The sequence below is a fragment of the Streptomyces sp. NBC_01454 genome, assembly GCF_036227565.1.
Lineage (GTDB): Bacteria > Actinomycetota > Actinomycetes > Streptomycetales > Streptomycetaceae > Streptomyces.
The window spans coordinates 610,232-626,464 of the sequence record NZ_CP109460.1; the positions used below are offsets into that span (position 1 = coordinate 610,232).

A 16,233-nucleotide genomic window follows, 5' to 3' on the forward strand; every position below is an offset into this window, starting at 1 on the left:
CACGGATCACACGGGTGACTGCTATGGCCGCTCTTGCGGCAAGTACAGCCCTGGGTGGCATGTCGGCAGCGTTCGCAGACAGCGGTGCGTCCGGCGGCGCGGCCAATTCGCCGGGAGTGTTGTCAGGCAATGCGGTTCAGGTCCCGATCCACATTCCGGTCAACGTGTGCGGCAACACCGTGAACATCGTGGGCCTGCTGAACCCGGCCTTCGGCAACACCTGCCTCAACGGCTCCATCGAGCGCCGCCGGGTGATTGTTCACCACCACCACCACGTCCACCACATCAAGCCGCACCACATCAAGCACCACAAGAAGCGCCACCACAAGAAGCGCCACCACCGCCCGATCGGCGGCATCCACACCGGCGGCGGCGGCATGTCCTAAGACGGGACCCGTCCCGGGCGCTGCCGGTGACCACGGCACCTCCCGGGACACCCGCTGACGCCCGCACCACCCGGCCCGGGGCCGGGCCGTTCGCACCGAGAGCCCTTCCACCTTCATCGGAGCAGACGGTCCGGCCCCGGGCTTGTGCCGTGCAGGTACTCCTCACGGATCCGCTTCGGGCCGAAGGGCCACTCCTTCTCGTGCCTGGCCCAGACCAGGAACGCCACCACCCCCGCGCCGACCCATGCCAGCGACCATTCGACGGGGTATCTGCCGGGCGAGTTGCGGTCCGCGGAGCCGTAGATGACCAGCCAGCCGAGCAGGGCGACGATGCTCGGCAGCGGATGGAGCCACATCCGGTAGGGCCGGCGCAGCCCCGGCTGGCGGCGGCGCAGCACGCTCACCGCGGCGACCTGGGCCAGCGCCTGGACGATCACCATGACGGTGGTCAGCAGCTGGATGAGGGTGGCCAGATCGGTGTGCCGGCCGAGCAGGAAGCCCGCGGCCGTCACCCCGCCCATGGTGAGCAGGCCCAGCACGGGGAAGCGGTGACGGGGGTGGAGCGTGCCGTACGGGCGGAAGAAGACCCGGTCGCGGGCGGCGTCGTAGGGAACCCGGGAGCCGCCGAGGAGCCCGGTGAAGACGGAGGCGACAGCGGTGAGCAGGATGAGCACCGTGACGGCGTCGGCGGCGCCCCTGCCCCAGGCCTTCTCCAGCACCACGGAGGCGACGGATGAGGACGCCGCGCTGTGCGGGTCGAGCATGTCCTGCCAGTCGACGACCCCGAGCGTGCCGATCTGCAGCAGCAGATAGATCGTCATGATGCCGAGGATCGACCGGATGACGGCGCGCGGAATGGTGCGGCCGGGCTGTCTGATCTCGGCACCCATGTACGCGACAGTGTTGTAGCCGAGGTAGTCGTAGACGCCGATCGTCAGGCCCGCCGCGAAGCCGGTCCAGAAGTGACCGGCCGTCAGCTCGAAGGCGTGCGCGGGGTAGGTGAAGGCCCGCTCCGGGCTGAAGTGGGTGAAGGCGGCGACGATGACCAGGACGACCGAGGCGATCATCACCGTCCACAGGACGACGGTGAGCCGGGCGATGTTCTCCACCCGCCGCCACAGCAGCACGACGATGCCGGCGGTGACGGCGAGACCGGCGAGGTCACCCTGTCCCGGGCTCAAGTCCGGCCACAGATAGCCCAGGTACTGGACGAAGCCGAGCACGCCCGTGGACATCCCGAGCGGGATGAAGAGCATGGCCGTCCAGACGAACAGGAACGGCATCAGCTTGCCGGTGCGGTACTGGAAGGCCTGCCGCAGATAGACGTAACTGCCGCCGGCGCCGGGCAGCGACGCCCCGAGCTCGGCCCAGATCAGCCCGTCGGCGAGCGCCAGCACCGCGCCCGCGAGGAACCCGGTCACGGCCTGGGGCCCGCCGAAGGCCGCGACCATCAGCGGGATGGTCACGAACGGGCCGATGCCGCACATCTGGCTCATGTTGAGGGCGGTGGCCTGGAACAGGCCGATACGCCGGACGAATCCGACGCGCTCATCGAGGAGTTCAGCCATCCGGCAGGCCCTTCTCTCGCCGGCGCGCACGCCGGACGCCGGTCCCTTCTCGCCGCGCCACAGGCTGACACGATCGCCGCACCGGCGCACCGGCGCACCGGCGCGGACCGGACATTCCGGTGCCGCCCGCGCCCGCCCGCGCACGGCGCCGGGCCGGCGGGTCAGACGTCCCCGTACGCCTCGCCGCCGAGTTCCAGCCGTGCCGTCCCGGCGGTGGTGTCCGCGAGCCAGCCGCGGAAGACCTCCAGATCGGCCTCCGGCAGCCCGATCTCGATACGTACCTCCGCCCCGTACGTCACCCCGCGCACCGCCCGGCCCGTCGTGCGCAGATCGTTCTCCACCCGGCCCGCGCGCTGGTGGTCGACGGTGACCGTCACCAGCCGGAAGCGCTGACGGGTGACCGTTCCCAGCGCGTCCAGCGCCTCGCCGACGACACCGCCGTAGGCGCGGATCAGGCCGCCGGCGCCGAGTTTGACGCCGCCGAAGTAGCGGGTGACCACGGCGACCACGAAACGGACCTCGCGACGCACCAGCATCTGGAGCATCGGTACCCCCGCGGTGCCGCCGGGCTCCCCGTCGTCGCCGGCCTTCTGGATGCCGCCGTCGGCACCGAGGACGTAGGCGAAGCAGTGATGGCGGGCCGTGGGGTGTTCCCTGCGGATGCGCGCGATGAAGTCCTGGGCCTCGGCCTCGGTCGCCACGGGCGCGAGCGCGCAGAGGAAGCGGGACTTGTTGATCTCGATCTCGTGGACGCCCTCGCGCGCGAGCGTGCGGTACTGCTCCTGCATCGGGCCAGCCTATGCGGCCCCTGTGACCCGCGGACCGCCGGCCGGGGCCGCCCGCGCCGCGCGGGGGTGTCCGCCGGACGGGCGCAGTCCGCACGGCCAGGCGGCGTACCCGCCCCGTCCGCACGGTGCGTCGGGGAGACGTCCGCGCCGCCCGTGGGCACTGTGAGGCCAGTGCGAGAGCCTCGTGTTTCCGGGGCCCCGCTCGTACACGTAGGAACGGCGGGTTTGCGGAGGGCGGCATGGAAGAGAGCACACAGGCGGCGATGACGGCGGGCGTACCCGTGACGGGTGACGAGATGCCCGAACCCCCGCCGGAGGTCATCGAGGCGGCACGCGATGCGCCCGATCACTGGTTGGCCATGGTGGATCTGACCTGGCAGGGAGAGGGGCCACCGCCCCTGTGGGCGCTGATCGGGCAGTGGCGCTCGGGCCCGACGGGCGAGATCGAGGAGTGGCGGGACAACCCGGAGTACCGGCCGTCGCCGCAGATGCTGGACTGGCCGGATCCGGCCGACGCGGTCGACTGCGCGGTGCAGCTCGCCGCGACCGGCTACGGCCCGGGGCAGGACGTGTCCGAGGCGCTGGCGCGCGCGGAGGTGTCCGTGCTGGTCACCGCGACCGGCTCACCGCTGGCCGCCGCCTCGCCCGAGGGCACCCCGGTGATCCCGGTCTACACCTCGCAGAGCTATCTCGAATCGGTGGGCCGGCTGCTCTACGACCGCCGGCCGGTGTCCGCGCTCGTCGAGCAGCTGCCGCCGGGGCATGCGCTGTACCTCAACCCGACCGGCCCGGTGAGCATGCTGGTGGACACCGAGGAACTGCGCGCGGCGCTGGCCGCGGCGTCCGGCACGATGGACGAAGCGGGCAAGCCGGCCGTGGCGGCGCGCCCGGGGACCGGGGCCGGCGGCGCCGAGCCGGTGAGCGGCGGCCGGGCGATCGGCAAGCCGGCCCGTGCCGCGAACGGCAGCACCGTGGTCGGCGCCGGGATGGCCAGTAGTGGAGTGGCCCGCGGCCGGAACTGATCCGCCGGCACACAGGACCCGCCCCGCCCGTCTTCCCCTTCGGGCGGGGCGTCTGCCGTGCGGACGGGGCGTCCGCCGTATGGGCCAGGAGGTCCGCACGGTCCGCGACCCGGTCGTCCCGCGACGGGAATCTCCCGGCAGCGCCGTCCGTTGAGCGCACAGGACCCTTCCATCCGCAGGAGGCAGTGCGTGTACGGCGACCCCACCACGATCCGCAGAATCCTCACCGAGCTCGGCGACACCTGGGCCGTCGTGGGGTTGTCGAACAACGAACAGCGCGCGGCGCACGGCGTCGCGGAGGTGCTGCAGCGTTACGGCAAGCGGATCGTGCCGGTGCACCCGAAGGCCGAGACGGTCCATGGCGAGCAGGGATATCCCTCGCTCTCCGCGATCCCGTTCCCGGTCGATGTGGTCGATGTCTTCGTCAACAGCGAGCTGGCGGGCGGTATAGCCGACGAGGCGGTGGCGCTGGGCGCGAGGGCCGTCTGGTTCCAGCTCGGGGTGGTCGACGAGGCGGCCTGGGACCGGGTGCACGACTCCGGGCTCGACATGGTGATGGACCGCTGTCCGGCGATCGAGCTGCCCCGTTTGAGCTGAGCGGCCGACGGATGGCGTCCGCCCGCCCCCGAGTGCGTCGCCGGGCAGGTCCGGCGGCGCGCCGCGCGTGTTGGTGCGCGGGCGCCCGTCAGGCGGTGCCCAGGCCGTCCAGGAGTGTGGCGCTGGGCAGTTCGGCGAGTGCCTTGCCGGGCACGATGAGCTTGCCGCGGCGGCTGCCGCTGCCGATCAGGGCGTACGGGGCCTCGGCGACGGCGGTGTCCACCAGCAGCGGCCAGTCGGCGGGCAGGCCGATCGGGGTGATGCCGCCGAATTCCATCCCGCTGTCGCCGACCGCCTTGTCCATCGGCGCGAACGATGCCTTGCGGGCGCCCAGTTGACGGCGTACCAGCCCGTTGACGTCGACGCGGGTGTGCGAGAGGACGACACAGGCGGCCAGGGTGGTCTCCCCGCCGCGCTTGCCGGCCACCACCACACAGTTCGCCGACTGCTCCAGCAGCCAGGGGCCGTAGCGCTCGACGAGCAGCGCGGTGTCCGCGATGGCCGGGTCGGTGTCGACGTAGCGCAGCTCCTCCACCGCCACGGACCCCTGCCAGTCACGCAGCGCGCCGGCCACCGGCCCGGCCAGCAGGTCCAGGCACTCGACGGCGGGCCGGACATCGTCAAAGGCATCCATCGGGACGGGCATACGCGCCAAGCTAACAGTCGTGCCCGCCCGGTCGCGGGCCGTCTCAGCGGGCGAGCGGGATGATCACCGACATGGTCATCCCGACCGGCTCCCCGCCGTCATTGCGGTACGCGTGGGGGACCTTGGCCTCGAACGTCGCGGAGGAGCCGGCGGGCACCCGGTGCTCCACGCCGTCCACGACCAGCGTCAGGGTGCCGGTGCGGACATGCAGCAGTTCGACGGTGCCGGGCGGATGCGGATCGGAGGCGCTGCGGTCGCCGGGCATCAGCCGCCAGTCCCACAGTTCGAACGGCCCGGGGGCCTCGGCACCCACGAGGAGCGTGGTGAAGCTGCCGGCCTCGGTGGACCAGAGCCGGACCGCCTCGTCCGCGGCCACGATGCGCACCTGCGGGCCCTGCTCGTAGTCGAGCAGGGTGGTGATGCTGACGCCGAGCGCGTCGGCGATCTTGACGGTGGTGCCCACGCTCGGGTTCGTACGGGCCTGCTCGATCTGGATGATCATGCCGCGGCTGACCCCGGCACGGGCCGCCAGCGCATCGAGGGTGAATCCGCGCTCACCGCGCCAGTGCTTGAGGTTGCGGGCGAGCGACTGCGTGAGCTGATCGAGATCCGTCACGGGTCCGTCCAGGTCGAGGGCGAATATATTCGATTCCGCAGTTCAATTTCTTGCACTACGGTGTGGTGTACTTCAGCGTCCGGTTCACTGTACTGCGAGGTTTCACCATGACAGCGGTCTTCGCCCTGGCCACCAGCCTTCTGTGGGGGCTCGCCGACTTCGGCGGCGGACTGCTCACCCGACGGCTGCAGGCGCTGACCGTCGTGGTGGTCTCGCAGACCCTGGCCGCCGTGGTGCTGGGCGCCATCGTGCTCGCCACCGGCGGCTGGCGGGAGGCCGGACCGCAGCTGTGGTGCGCGGTCGGCGCGGGCGTCGTGGGTCCCGCCGCCATGCTCTGCTTCTACCGCGCCCTGGCGCTCGGCCCGATGGGCGTGGTCTCCCCGCTCGCCTCGATCGGCACCGTCCTGGTACCGCTCGGCGTCGGGATCGTGGCGGGCGAACGGCCGGGCCTGCTGCAGGCCACCGGCATGGTGGTGGCCGTGGTCGGGGTGCTGCTGGCCGGCGGCCCGCGGATCAGCGGCGCGTCGGTGGCCCGCCAGACGATCGTGCTGACGCTGGTCTCGGCGTTCGGCTTCGGCGCGGTGATGGCGCTGATCTCCGAGGCGTCCACGACCGTGACCGGGCTCTTCCTCGCGCTGTTCGTCCAACGGGTGTGCAATGTCGCCGTCGGCGGCGCCGCCCTGTACGTCTCGGTGCGGCGCGGCACCCCGGCGCTGCCCGAGGGCGGACTCCCGGCCCTTCGCGGTGCGCTGCCCGCACTCGCCTTCGTCGGGATCGCCGATGTCGCCGCCAACGGCACCTACGCGATCGCCGCCCAGCACGGCCCGGTGACCATGGCGGCGGTGCTCGCCTCCCTCTACCCCGTCGTCACCTCGCTCGCGGCGCTGGGCGTCCTCAAGGAGCGGCTGCAGGCCGTCCAGGCGGCCGGCGCCTCGCTCGCGCTGGTCGGCACGGTGCTGCTCGCCTCGGGCAGCTGACCGCGGGCCGGAACGGCGGCGGTACGCGCGCCTGACGGCCGGTCAGGACGCCTCGTACGCCTCCCCGGCCTCCGCCGCATGCCACTCCCCCAGCGCGCGCAGCTGCTCGGGGGTGACGCCCTCCGGGATCGGCACCGGCGCCGGCGTGCGCAGCGGCGGCTGCCAGCCCTCCCGGGGGTCCCAGCGGCGGACGACCTTGGCGGGCGCGCCGGCGACCACCGCGTGGTCGGGGACCTCACCACGGACCACGGCACCGGCCGCGACCACCACGTTCCGGCCCAGCCGCGCGCCGGGCAGGATCACCGCGCCGGTGCCGATCCAGCTGCCGGAGCCGATGGTGACCGGGTCGCTGCGCGGCCACTGCTTGCCGATCGGCACCTCGGGGTCGTCGTAGCTGTGGTTGGTGGTGGTGACGTACACCCCGGGGCCGAAGAAGCAGTCGTCGCCGATCGTCAGCCGGACATCGGCGATCACATGGCTTCCCCGCCCGAGCACCACGCCATTGCCCAGTGTGAGGATCGGGTCCGGGCCGAGATCGAGGTCCGGCATCATGCCCGCCGTGAGCGTCACGTCCTGGGCGATGATGCAGTGGTCACCCAGCTCGATCCAGGGGTCGCCGAAGACCGTGCCCTGCGGGAAGGCGAGCCGGGTGCCGGTGCCGATCCGGCGGAAGCGGTAGGGGCCGGGGCGCTGTGCCGTCACCGCCGCGGACTCCCTCACCCAGCGCGCGCCGCGGTGCACGGCACGCGACACGGCCCGGCGCCGCCAGGCCGCGACGGATGAGAACACGTTCTTGTTTATCGGCACCCGCACACCGTAATCGGCCCGCCGGGATACCGTCCGCGCGACGTGCTGTGATCTTCGCCCCACCCGCGGCCGCCCCCGCCGGGCACCGCGGCGGTCGTCTACGGTGCTGGAGTCGCGGCGCAGCACGGCAAAGGAGAGCGAAGAATGACGGCACGGGCTTTGATTTCAGCGGTGAACGGCAAGGCGCCGAACGTCGATCCCTCGGCGTTCACCGCTCCGACGTCCGTCGTGCTCGGTGAGGTCTCCATGGCGGCCGGCTCCAGCGTCTGGTACCACGCGGTGCTGCGGGCCGACTGCGGCCCGATCGTGCTCGGCGCCGACAGCAACATCCAGGACAACTGCACGGTCCATGTCGATCCCGGCTTCCCGGTGACCGTCGGGGCGCGGGTCTCGGTCGGCCACAACGCGGTGCTGCACGGCTGCACCGCCGAGGACGACGTCCTGATCGGCATGGGTGCCACCGTCCTCAACGGGGCGCACATCGGGGCGGGTTCGCTGGTCGCCGCGCAGGCGCTGGTCCCCCAGGGCATGCAAGTCCCGCCCGGCTCCCTGGTCGCCGGGGTGCCGGCGAAGGTCAAGCGCGAGCTGACCACCGAGGAGCGCGAACTCCTCACGGTCAACGCCACGATGTACGGGGAGCTGGCGGCCCAGCACCGGGAGACGGTCACGGCCGAGGAGGAGTGAACCGGCCGGGCGCCGACCGGCCGCGGCGGCACAGACCGGCGGCCGGCCCGTGCCGCCGCGGGCCGGCTCAGCGTTCCTGCGGGCCGGCTCAGCGCCCGGCGGAGGCGGCGACGGTCAGCGCGGAGGACAGCAGCTCGGCGTCGAACAGGGTGGCGTCCGCGAGACGGTTGGCGTTGGCGTAGGCGTTCAGCATCAGCTTGGCGGTCCGCAGGGCCGAGGGGGAACGGCGCACCAGCGGCTTGATCCACCGTGCGACGGTGCTGTCGAGCTGCTCCTCGGGGACGGCCTTGTGCAGGATGGACAGCTCCTGCGCGGTGGCGGCGTCGAAGTTGTCGGCGGTCAGTATCAGCTCACGGATCCGCGACGCACCCGCCTCGTGCAGCAGCCGCGGCATGATCCCGCCCCAGGCCGGCGGCACACCCAGACCCAGCTCCGGCAGCCGGAAGCGGCAGGTGTCCGCACCGGCCCGCAGATCACAGAAGACCGCGAGCCCCACGCCGGCACCGACCACCCCGCCGTGCAGTCGCGCGATGGTCACCACGTCGGTGCTCGCGAGGGCCTCGCACACCCGCCGCGCCTTGTTGCCCAGGGCACGCAGCCCCACCCCGCCGGGTTCCTCGGCGAGCAGGGCGGGGAACTCCACCCGGTCACCGCCCAGACAGAAGTCCTCGCCCGCGCCGGAGAGGACCAGCACCCTGATCCCGGACTCGTCGTCCAGGGCTCCCAGTACGACGAGCAGCTCGTCGAGGGTCTCCCCCGAGATGGCGTTGCCCGTCTCGGGGCGGTTCAACTGCACCGTGAGGACGGGGCCTTCCCGTCTCACGAGGAGGGACTTGAAGTCGTGCATCATGGGCGTTCCTTGTTTCGTTGTCCCGCTGTGCGGGAGACCCGTGCGCCGGGGCGGTCAGACACGGACGACCGGAAGAGTGATCAGGCGGCGGAAGGCCACCCGCGGCTCCCAGACGGGCGGTGCGCCGATCCGCAGCCCGGGCAGCCGGTCGAGCATGGCGGTGAGCAGGCAGTCCGCCTCCATACGTGCCAGCGCGTTGCCGAGGCAGTAGTGAATTCCCCCGCCGAAGCTGAGGTGGGAGGCCCGCCGGCTGATGTCGAAGTCTCCGGGTGAGGCGAAGTGGTCCGGGTCGTGATGGGCGGCGCCGACCATCAGCTGCACCATCTCGTTCTTGCGGACGGTCACGCCGGCCAGCTCGGTGTCCTCGGGCGCGACCCGGCTGATCATGTGTATCGGGGCGTCGTAACGCAGTACCTCGTCGATCGCGTCCGGTATCTGCTCGGGATGCAGCCGCAGCCAGTTCAGCTGCCGGGGGTGTTCCAGGAGCAGCCGGACCATGCTGGACAGGACGTGCGAGGTCGTCTCCAGCGCTGCCAGCACCATGAAGAGCGCGAGGGAGAAAACGGCCTCGTCGACGGCTTCGCGGTCGGGTTCCTGTGCGTCCCAGGCACGGAGCCAGGACGAGACCGGGTCATTGCCCGGATTCCTTCGCCGCTCGTTCACCAAAGCGCTGAAATACTGGCGCAATTGGTGGGTTGACGCATCGGAGAGCGTGAGCTGGCTCGGCGTCGGAAACAATTCCTGGGTGTACACCTGGTCGTGGGTAAGGGAACGCAGGAGCCCGAAGTCGGACGACGGAATCTGCAGCCATTCACCGATGGTGATCACCGGAAGTTCTTCGCTGACCAGTGCGCAGAAATCGGCCGGGCCGTCCACGAGTTCCGCTTCGAACCGGTCGAGCAGCCTTTGGGTCGTCTGCTCGACCGAGGGTCTCATTCCGGCCAGGGAGTTGCGATCGAAAACGTTGCCCACCGACCGCCGCACCCGGGTGTGGTGCGGCGGGTTGAGCATCGGCAGGGTGCCGCCCATCTGTCGGGACGCGTCCGCACTCCAGCGGGCCGCGTCGCCCTGGCGGGCCCGCCAGGCACTGTCCGGGACCCGCCAGGATCTACTTCGCAAAAGCTGGTGGCACAGCCCGTATGACGTCGTCAAGTAGCCGCCCCAGGGCGCCGGAACGGCCTCTCCCATTTTCCTGAGTTTCGCGTACAGCGGCAGCGGATTCGACTGGCCGTCGACCGTGCGCAGGCGGGAAAAAAGCGAAACCACACTGCGCCGGTCAACGGCGGCAGTGGCCAGAGCGGGAGGCAAGGCGGCACCTTCTTTCAGAAGATCACTCACTAATCGCCAACCCTGCATACCCCTGCCGCCGAACGTTCATGCGACAAACGAACTTTCAAGCTGTAGTAAAACTCACACCCGCCACCAGCTGAGGAATCCGCTCCACCAGCTGCCCTTCTGGGGCTTGCCCTGCTGCTCCCGGCCCCGGGCGTCTCCCCCGCCGGCACCGCCGGCCGCGGCGGGCAGCGGACCCCGCCGCTCGCTGCGTACCGGGGTGAAGCGCGCGGGCAGCGCGTTGAGCGCCCGGTGGAACGGGCCGGGCCGCCAGGTCAGCGTCTGTGCGGGGACGCCCAGTTCGATGTCGGGCAGCGTGTTCAGCAGCTTCTCGATCGCCCGTATGGAGATCAGCAGCGCGGGGTCCTTCGCCGGGCAGGCGTGCGGACCCGCGCCCCAGGCCAGATGGGCCCGCTTGCTGAACGTCTGCCGGCTCGCGGACAGGCTCGGGTCGGCGTTGGCCGCCGCGAAGCTGATGAGCACCGGTGTGCCGGCCGCCAGCTTGGTCCCGGAGAGTTTCACCTCGTGCACCGGGTAGTGCGTGGCGTAGTTGGCGATCGGCGGGCTGTTCCACAGCACCTCGTTGAGCGCGTCCTCGACCAGGACGTCGCCGCCCCCCTGCGGGCCGCCGGCGAACTCCTCGTCGGACAGCAGCAGCCGCAGCGCGTTGGCGATGATGTTCTGCACCGGTTCGGTGCCCGCGCCGATGAGCAGGGCGAGCTGGTGGACCATCTCCTCGTCGGTCAGCCGCGACTGATGCTGCATCAGCCAGGAGGTGACGTCCTCGCCCGGCGCGTTGCGCTTCAGCGTGACCAGCTCGAACAGGGCGCCCGCCATGACCTCGTTGGCCCGCTCCACATCGACGCCGTCGAAGAGGTTGGAGATGGCACTGATCAGCCGGTCGCCGATTTCCGCCGGGCAGCCGAACAGGTCGTTGAAGACCAGCAGCGGTAGCAGCTGGGCATAGTCACTGATCAGGTCGGCCTTGCCCCGGAGGCCGAACTGGTCGATGAGGTACGCCGCGACGCGGTCGACATGCCGGCTCACCCGGTGCATGTCCAGGCGCGCGAGGCTCTCCGTCACCGCCTGGCGCAGCCGCAGGTGCTCGGCGCCGTCGGAGAACATGCAATTCGGCCGGTACATCATCATGGGCAGCACGGGGCTGTCCAGCGGCACACGCCCCTCGTTCAGTGCGCGCCACCGGCGGGAGTCCCGGGCGAAGGTGTCCGGGTTCTGCAGGACGTGGAGCGCTGTGGCGTAGTCCGTGACGAGTTCGGCCTCCACACCGGGAGCCAGCTCGACGGGCGCGCTGGGGCCGTACTGCCGCATCGTCTCGTAGAACGCGTCCGCTGCGGCGGCGAATTCCGGCCCGTGCAGGGGCACCCTTTCGCCGCCGGCGTGCGCGGGGCAGCCTGGCGGCGGAGTCTGGAATTCCGAGTGAGATTGCATGGCTGAGCTCCTAGTTGACGCGGGACTGTAGATATCGCACGAGTGCGATCAGGGAATCGGCCGAGGAACGCTGGTCCCGTGCGTCACAGTGGACGACGGGCGTCTCCGGGAGAAGGTCCAGTGCCTCCCGGATCTCGTCGAGCGAATGGGAGGGGGTCCCGTCGAACCGGTTCACGGCGATGGCGTACGGGATTCCGTAGTGTTCCACCAGGTCCATGACAGGGAAAGACTCGTCGAGTCGCTGTGGGTCGACCAGGACCAGCGCACCCAGCGCCCCCCGCGTCATGTCTTCCCACACCTGAACGAACCGCTGCTGCCCGGGCGTTCCGAACAGATAGAGGACCAGCCTCTCGCTGAGGGTGAGCCGGCCGAAATCCATGGCGACCGTGGTCGTGGTCTTGTCCGGCGCACCCTTCGGATCGTCAATTCCGGCGCCCGCCTGGGTCATTACCTCTTCGGTCCGCAGCGGAGGAATCTCGGACATGGTGCCGATGAATGTCGTCTTTCCCACTGCGAAATGACCGACCACCAGGATCTTCGCCGCGGTCTGCACTGAATTGCGCAGGTACACGCCGTCATCCAAAGCGAGCCTGGAGTCCATTCAGCACCTCCTCAAGGATTTTCCGGTCGACAAGCTGAGCGCTAGGTATAGGCGCGCGGGAGTAGAGATGACCCTCCCGCGCGAGATCGGACACCAGAATCTTGACGACGCCCACCGGGAGCCGGGTATGCCCGGCGATCTCGGCGATCGAGAGAAAGCCTCCCGAACACAGCTCCAGCAGGCGGAGCTTCTCCGGATCGAGCGGTTTCGTCCGAGGGGGGTCCGCATGCACGGTGACCAGGGTGATCAGCGAGAACTCACTGCCGTCAAGAAGATCGCGGCCGTTGGTGATGACGTACGGCCGCACTAATTCCGCTGCTTCGTGTTCCAGCTCCGGCTCGTCGTCATGTGTCATGACTGAATATCTGCCCTCTCGCGAGGCGGGCTGGTCAAAGCCTTACCGAGCTGCCCGACAAGCTGTTGCATACGGAAGGTGATCTCCGCCATGTCGACATCGGGCGACGCCGAAACGGCGAGATACGCACCTTCACCGGCCGAGATGAGAAAGACCCAGCCATGGTCGAATTCCACCAGCGTCTGCCGCCATTGCGGCCGGTTGGCGGCCGTCCCGCCATGGCAGAAGTCGGCAACCGTACGGCTCAGCGACTGCATTCCGCTCATTGCCGCGGCGACGGTATCGGCGTGATCCCGGCCGACGTCCTTCGAGCGGGCCATGAGCAGACCGTCGGCGGAAACGAGAATGGCATGCTGCGCTTCGGGCAGTTCCAGAGCACTGTCAAGCATCCACGACAGATCGTAGTTCACTGAACCTCATGCCCTTCATCGCTTGCATTGGTGGAACGACGGCCGGACTGGGTGCCGCGCTGGAATGCGCCCATGACGGACGCGGCCTTTGCGCTGTCGCGGGCCGGGGTTTCCGTAGTCTCGTTCTCGGTCGGCACGATGGAAATCGCACCACGACGGCGACGCTTCGGCAGCCCGCCGGCGGTCGTCTCGTTGACCGGCGCTGCGGGAGCCGGCGGCTGCCCCATGGGCACGGGTCCCGGAGGCTGGTAGGAGGGGGGCCGGGGAGCCGCGGCGGCACCGCCGGAAGCCGGATGACCAGGAGGGTTCTCGGGCGGCAACGGAGCGGACGCGGCCACGGCAGGGCTCTCCTCGGGCTCGTGCAGGGACGTCAGTAGATCGTCGGGGAGCAGGACGACCGCGCGCACGCCACCGTAGGGAGAGGTGGAATCCACCGAGACGCTGAATCCGTAGCGGGCGGCGAGCACACCCATGACCGTGAAGCCGAACTGCGGCGGGTTACCGAGACTGGAGACGCTGGCGGAATTCTCGCTCGACAGCAGCTGAGCGGCGCGCGCCTTCTCCTCCTCGTTCATACCGACACCGGCATCATCGACGACGATGCAGACGCCCTTGGGTACCGGACGGATATTGATCTCGATCATCGTTTCCGGCGCCGAGTAACTGGTGGCGTTGTCCAGCAGTTCGGCAAGAACCAGCGCGACCGGTTCCACCGCACGGCTCACGATGGCGAAGTTGCTCTGCGACCGGATTTCGACGCGCGTGAAGTGGCGAATACGCCCCTTCGCACTGCGGACCACATCGTAGAGCGAGGCGTTGTGCCGTCGCCGGCCGAGCCAGCCGTCGCAGAGGACGGCGATGGACTGGGCCCGCCGCGCGAACTGCGAGTTCATGTGGTCGATGTCGAGCAGATCCTGAAGGATCTTGTGCTCGCCATAGGTCTCCTGCAGCTTGGAAATCGCCAGCTGCTGCTCGCTCGCCAGACCCTGGAGGGTCCGCATGGCGGACTTCAAAGTGGTCTTGGTGGCCTCTTCCGCCCGGTCCTTGGCCTCCTCCACCGCCTCCGTGTAGCGGTCTTCCAGATTGGCGTAGTGCTGCTTGAGTTCAGCCTTTTCTGCTCGAAGCTCCGATATTTTCTTTCGACCGCGAATAATCGCGGTCGCGGCTACAGGTGTGCCAGCGATCAATCCCCAGAGCGCTGGATCCTGGAAGTATTGCGTCATAAGACTCTCTTCGGACGACGGAGCCACCAGGTGTCGTTTGCCTGGCTGCGACGTATCTGCTCATTCGCGGTTCCCGATATACGTGAACGGCCGCGCGCAGTCGCCTGCCAGAAAGCCATCAAAGGGCCGGCTAATGGCATAGTGCTCCCGGGGTGGCAGTTTTCAAAGGCCAATGCGCGGAATTACTTTCTTGCCTTAGCAGGTGACTAGCCCGTTGGCAAGTGCGATGATCTTAGCATCACAACAACGGCGATCGTCCAACTGCGATCTGAACAGTTCCTCATCTGAAGGAGATTCAACAAAGGCCCTCTTTGGGGCCATTGGACTCTTGCGCCGGGATCGGCGGCAGCCCGTCGTCCGCATCCTGACGATCCGTTGACGTGCTGCGACGCGGCTTGGCGAACGCAACGGTGGACGGGCCGGCCGGGCTCAGCGATGCGGGGCGTCGTGCACGTACGTGATCTCGCCACCGCGGACCCGGACGACGCGCACGGTCATATCGCGGTCGGTCCCGCGCAGGTAGTGGGCCGTGCACCGGGTCCGCGCCCCCTTGACGGCGCGCAGATCGCTCGCGCAGTCGACCGATCGTGGTCCCTTGGGGATCACCGGCAGCGACAGATGGTCCGAGATCGACCGGGCGACCTCGTGGCGCGGGACGGTATCGGTCGTCCTTTGCACCTCGCTGATGGCGTCCCGGTCCCGCAGCCACCGGCTGCCGGCCGTGAGGCTCCCCGCCAGCAGAGCCGTGCCGACCAGCGCCAGGCCGACAGCTCGCAGTGTGCGCACGACTCTCCTTCCCGCGGGTGGACGCGGTCCTCCGGGCCGCGGCGCGGCCGGATCACGGACAATTCTTACCGGTTGTCCGGGGTCGGCAACATGAGCCCCCTGCGGTGCCGCCACCCAGGCGACGGTGCGTCAGGGGGACGGCACCGGGCCCTGCATCTGTTCGCTGATCCAGTGCAGCGATTCGGGCATCCGCTGGATGTAGGTGTGGCCGCTGTGCACACCGCCCGGTATGTCGAAGAGCGTGGAGTGGATCGGTCCACCGGTGTGGTCGGCGATGAAGCGCTTCACATCGGGCACCGCCACTTCCCTGCTGCCGAGCTCGAACGCCAGATAGACGTCCGGGCCCTTCCGCCGGACCAGCTGCCGTGCCAGGTGGCGTGGATCGTTGGCCCGCATCTCCGCCGGGTGCCCCCGCCACAGCGGCGAATCCGGCGCCGTGTCCGGGCCGTTGACGATCGCCGCCTTGAACTTCTGCGGCTCCTTGAGGACGGCCTTCAGGGCGGCGAAGCCACCGGACGAGGACCCCATGAAGGCCCAGCCGTCACGGCTGTCGTACGTACGGAAATTGGCCCGCGCGAAGTCCGGCACGTCCTCGGTGAGCCAGCTGCCCATCTTCGGCTGCCCCGGGATGTCGCTGCCGTCGTAGTACCTCTTGCCGGGGTTGAGCACCGGCATCACCAGGATGAACGGCAGCGTCTTGCCCTGCCGCGACCACTCCGCGATCCGCTCCTCCAGCGAAAACGGCTCCCCCGCCCAGTAGTTGAACGGATATCCGTAGGCACCGGGCAGCGCGATCAGCACGGGGAAGCCGCTCCTGACGTACCGGGGCCGGTGGTACTCGGGCGGCACCCAGGCCCAGATGTCGCCGGTGAAACCGGACTTGCGGCCGTGCCATGTCGTCCGTACGACCTGGGTGCCGTCGTCCCCGGTCGTCCGGAACGGGGTGAAGGAGGAGCGCGGTCCGCGCGGCGGCACCATCTGGGGCCGGCCGTTGTTGGCGTCCGCGGGGCGGGCCCGCAGCCGCGGCACCCCCGAGGCGTCGACGATGTCCCGGCCGGTGCCGCAGCCGGCCAGCAGCGCCAGAGCCAGCACGCTCACCCCAGCACGGACACGCAGGCACTTCATCGGGACGCTCT

At 69.8% G+C, this 16,233-nt stretch carries 18 protein-coding genes and 1 pseudogene; 5 read left to right on the forward strand and 14 right to left on the reverse strand.

Going from position 1 to position 16,233, the window contains the following annotated elements:
- Positions 1–23 precede the first annotated feature (23 nt).
- Positions 24–230, forward strand: a pseudogene (locus OIU81_RS02255) (chaplin); the annotation flags it as partial.
- A 269-nt stretch (positions 231–499) separates the two neighbouring features.
- On the opposite strand, the gene OIU81_RS02260 reads toward OIU81_RS02255, so the two are convergent.
- Both OIU81_RS02260 and OIU81_RS02265 read right to left on the reverse strand, forming a co-directional pair.
- Positions 500–1,954, reverse strand: a complete 1,455-nt coding sequence (locus tag OIU81_RS02260) for an APC family permease (RefSeq protein ID WP_329143233.1) — start codon at positions 1,952–1,954, stop codon at positions 500–502.
- A 161-nt stretch (positions 1,955–2,115) separates the two neighbouring features.
- Positions 2,116–2,742: a YigZ family protein gene (locus OIU81_RS02265; protein ID WP_329143235.1), complete on the reverse strand. Its 627-nt coding sequence runs from the start codon at positions 2,740–2,742 to the stop codon at positions 2,116–2,118.
- A 239-nt stretch (positions 2,743–2,981) separates the two neighbouring features.
- Here OIU81_RS02265 and OIU81_RS02270 point away from each other — a divergent pair, with 239 nt between their 5' ends.
- Both OIU81_RS02270 and OIU81_RS02275 read left to right on the forward strand, forming a co-directional pair.
- On the forward strand, positions 2,982–3,764 hold the full coding sequence (locus tag OIU81_RS02270) for a type VII secretion system-associated protein (protein WP_329143237.1): 783 nt from the start codon (positions 2,982–2,984) through the stop codon (positions 3,762–3,764).
- A 189-nt stretch (positions 3,765–3,953) separates the two neighbouring features.
- A complete protein-coding gene (locus tag OIU81_RS02275) occupies positions 3,954–4,361 on the forward strand; it encodes a CoA-binding protein (protein ID WP_329143239.1) in 408 nt (135 codons plus the stop codon).
- A gap of 88 nt (positions 4,362–4,449) precedes the next feature.
- Here OIU81_RS02275 and OIU81_RS02280 read toward each other — a convergent pair whose 3' ends face one another.
- Both OIU81_RS02280 and OIU81_RS02285 read right to left on the reverse strand, forming a co-directional pair.
- Entirely contained in the window at positions 4,450–5,007 is a 558-nt protein-coding gene (locus OIU81_RS02280; protein ID WP_329143241.1) for a YbaK/EbsC family protein, read from the reverse strand.
- Positions 5,008–5,050: 43 nt separating this feature from the next.
- Positions 5,051–5,623 carry a helix-turn-helix domain-containing protein gene (locus OIU81_RS02285; protein WP_329143243.1) on the reverse strand — a complete coding sequence of 191 codons (573 nt, stop codon included), beginning with the start codon at positions 5,621–5,623 and terminating at the stop codon, positions 5,051–5,053.
- 107 nt (positions 5,624–5,730) lie between these two features.
- On the opposite strand from OIU81_RS02285, the gene OIU81_RS02290 reads away from it, so the two are divergent.
- Positions 5,731–6,600: a DMT family transporter gene (locus tag OIU81_RS02290; protein ID WP_329143245.1), complete on the forward strand. Its 870-nt coding sequence runs from the start codon at positions 5,731–5,733 to the stop codon at positions 6,598–6,600.
- 42 nt (positions 6,601–6,642) lie between these two features.
- Here OIU81_RS02290 and OIU81_RS02295 read toward each other — a convergent pair whose 3' ends face one another.
- Entirely contained in the window at positions 6,643–7,413 is a 771-nt protein-coding gene (locus OIU81_RS02295; protein WP_329143247.1) for an acyltransferase, read from the reverse strand.
- A gap of 138 nt (positions 7,414–7,551) precedes the next feature.
- On the opposite strand from OIU81_RS02295, the gene OIU81_RS02300 reads away from it, so the two are divergent.
- Positions 7,552–8,091, forward strand: a complete 540-nt coding sequence (locus tag OIU81_RS02300; RefSeq protein ID WP_329143249.1) for a gamma carbonic anhydrase family protein — start codon at positions 7,552–7,554, stop codon at positions 8,089–8,091.
- Between the two features lie 88 nt (positions 8,092–8,179).
- Here OIU81_RS02300 and OIU81_RS02305 read toward each other — a convergent pair whose 3' ends face one another.
- The 9 genes from OIU81_RS02305 to OIU81_RS02345 all read right to left on the reverse strand — a co-directional run bounded on the left by OIU81_RS02305 (position 8,180) and on the right by OIU81_RS02345 (position 16,222).
- Positions 8,180–8,941 (reverse strand): enoyl-CoA hydratase/isomerase family protein, encoded by a 762-nt coding sequence (locus OIU81_RS02305; RefSeq protein WP_329143252.1) that lies wholly within the window; start codon positions 8,939–8,941, stop codon positions 8,180–8,182.
- Between the two features lie 54 nt (positions 8,942–8,995).
- The gene (locus tag OIU81_RS02310; RefSeq protein WP_329143254.1) at positions 8,996–10,129 is read right to left on the reverse strand and encodes a cytochrome P450; all 1,134 of its coding nucleotides are present in this window, start codon (positions 10,127–10,129) and stop codon (positions 8,996–8,998) included.
- A gap of 222 nt (positions 10,130–10,351) precedes the next feature.
- The gene (locus tag OIU81_RS02315) at positions 10,352–11,722 is read right to left on the reverse strand and encodes a cytochrome P450 (RefSeq protein WP_329143256.1); all 1,371 of its coding nucleotides are present in this window, start codon (positions 11,720–11,722) and stop codon (positions 10,352–10,354) included.
- A gap of 10 nt (positions 11,723–11,732) precedes the next feature.
- Positions 11,733–12,323, reverse strand: coding sequence for a GTP-binding protein (locus tag OIU81_RS02320; RefSeq protein ID WP_329143258.1), 591 nt, complete (start codon positions 12,321–12,323; stop codon positions 11,733–11,735).
- Positions 12,298–12,678, reverse strand: coding sequence for a DUF742 domain-containing protein (locus tag OIU81_RS02325; protein ID WP_329143260.1), 381 nt, complete (start codon positions 12,676–12,678; stop codon positions 12,298–12,300). The genes OIU81_RS02320 and OIU81_RS02325 overlap by 26 nt, the downstream gene beginning before the upstream one ends.
- Positions 12,675–13,088, reverse strand: a complete 414-nt coding sequence (locus tag OIU81_RS02330) for a roadblock/LC7 domain-containing protein (protein WP_329143262.1) — start codon at positions 13,086–13,088, stop codon at positions 12,675–12,677. The genes OIU81_RS02325 and OIU81_RS02330 overlap by 4 nt, the downstream gene beginning before the upstream one ends.
- Positions 13,085–14,311 (reverse strand): ATP-binding protein, encoded by a 1,227-nt coding sequence (locus tag OIU81_RS02335; protein WP_329143264.1) that lies wholly within the window; start codon positions 14,309–14,311, stop codon positions 13,085–13,087. The genes OIU81_RS02330 and OIU81_RS02335 overlap by 4 nt, the downstream gene beginning before the upstream one ends.
- Positions 14,312–14,740: 429 nt before the next feature.
- Complete coding sequence (locus tag OIU81_RS02340) at positions 14,741–15,097, reverse strand: DUF4333 domain-containing protein (RefSeq protein ID WP_329143266.1); 357 nt, start codon at positions 15,095–15,097, stop codon at positions 14,741–14,743.
- A gap of 129 nt (positions 15,098–15,226) precedes the next feature.
- Positions 15,227–16,222, reverse strand: coding sequence for an alpha/beta hydrolase (locus tag OIU81_RS02345; RefSeq protein WP_329143268.1), 996 nt, complete (start codon positions 16,220–16,222; stop codon positions 15,227–15,229).
- Positions 16,223–16,233 lie beyond the last annotated feature (11 nt).

Excerpts from the sequence above, each read along its gene's own strand:
- OIU81_RS02270 (WP_329143237.1), top strand. The coding sequence starts at position 2,982 with ATGGAAGAGAGCACACAGGCGGCGATGACGGCGGGCGTACCCGTGACG.
- OIU81_RS02300 (WP_329143249.1), top strand. The coding sequence starts at position 7,552 with ATGACGGCACGGGCTTTGATTTCAGCGGTGAACGGCAAGGCGCCGAAC.
- OIU81_RS02280 (WP_329143241.1), bottom strand. The coding sequence starts at position 5,007 with ATGCCCGTCCCGATGGATGCCTTTGACGATGTCCGGCCCGCCGTCGAG.
- OIU81_RS02310 (WP_329143254.1), bottom strand. The coding sequence starts at position 10,129 with ATGGGAGAGGCCGTTCCGGCGCCCTGGGGCGGCTACTTGACGACGTCA.
- OIU81_RS02320 (WP_329143258.1), bottom strand. The coding sequence starts at position 12,323 with ATGGACTCCAGGCTCGCTTTGGATGACGGCGTGTACCTGCGCAATTCA.
- OIU81_RS02325 (WP_329143260.1), bottom strand. The coding sequence starts at position 12,678 with ATGACACATGACGACGAGCCGGAGCTGGAACACGAAGCAGCGGAATTA.
- OIU81_RS02305 (WP_329143252.1), bottom strand. The coding sequence starts at position 8,941 with ATGATGCACGACTTCAAGTCCCTCCTCGTGAGACGGGAAGGCCCCGTC.
- OIU81_RS02345 (WP_329143268.1), bottom strand. The coding sequence starts at position 16,222 with ATGAAGTGCCTGCGTGTCCGTGCTGGGGTGAGCGTGCTGGCTCTGGCG.
- OIU81_RS02335 (WP_329143264.1), bottom strand. The coding sequence starts at position 14,311 with ATGACGCAATACTTCCAGGATCCAGCGCTCTGGGGATTGATCGCTGGC.
- OIU81_RS02260 (WP_329143233.1), bottom strand. The coding sequence starts at position 1,954 with ATGGCTGAACTCCTCGATGAGCGCGTCGGATTCGTCCGGCGTATCGGC.
- OIU81_RS02265 (WP_329143235.1), bottom strand. The coding sequence starts at position 2,742 with ATGCAGGAGCAGTACCGCACGCTCGCGCGCGAGGGCGTCCACGAGATC.
- OIU81_RS02290 (WP_329143245.1), top strand. The coding sequence starts at position 5,731 with ATGACAGCGGTCTTCGCCCTGGCCACCAGCCTTCTGTGGGGGCTCGCC.
- OIU81_RS02315 (WP_329143256.1), bottom strand. The coding sequence starts at position 11,722 with ATGCAATCTCACTCGGAATTCCAGACTCCGCCGCCAGGCTGCCCCGCG.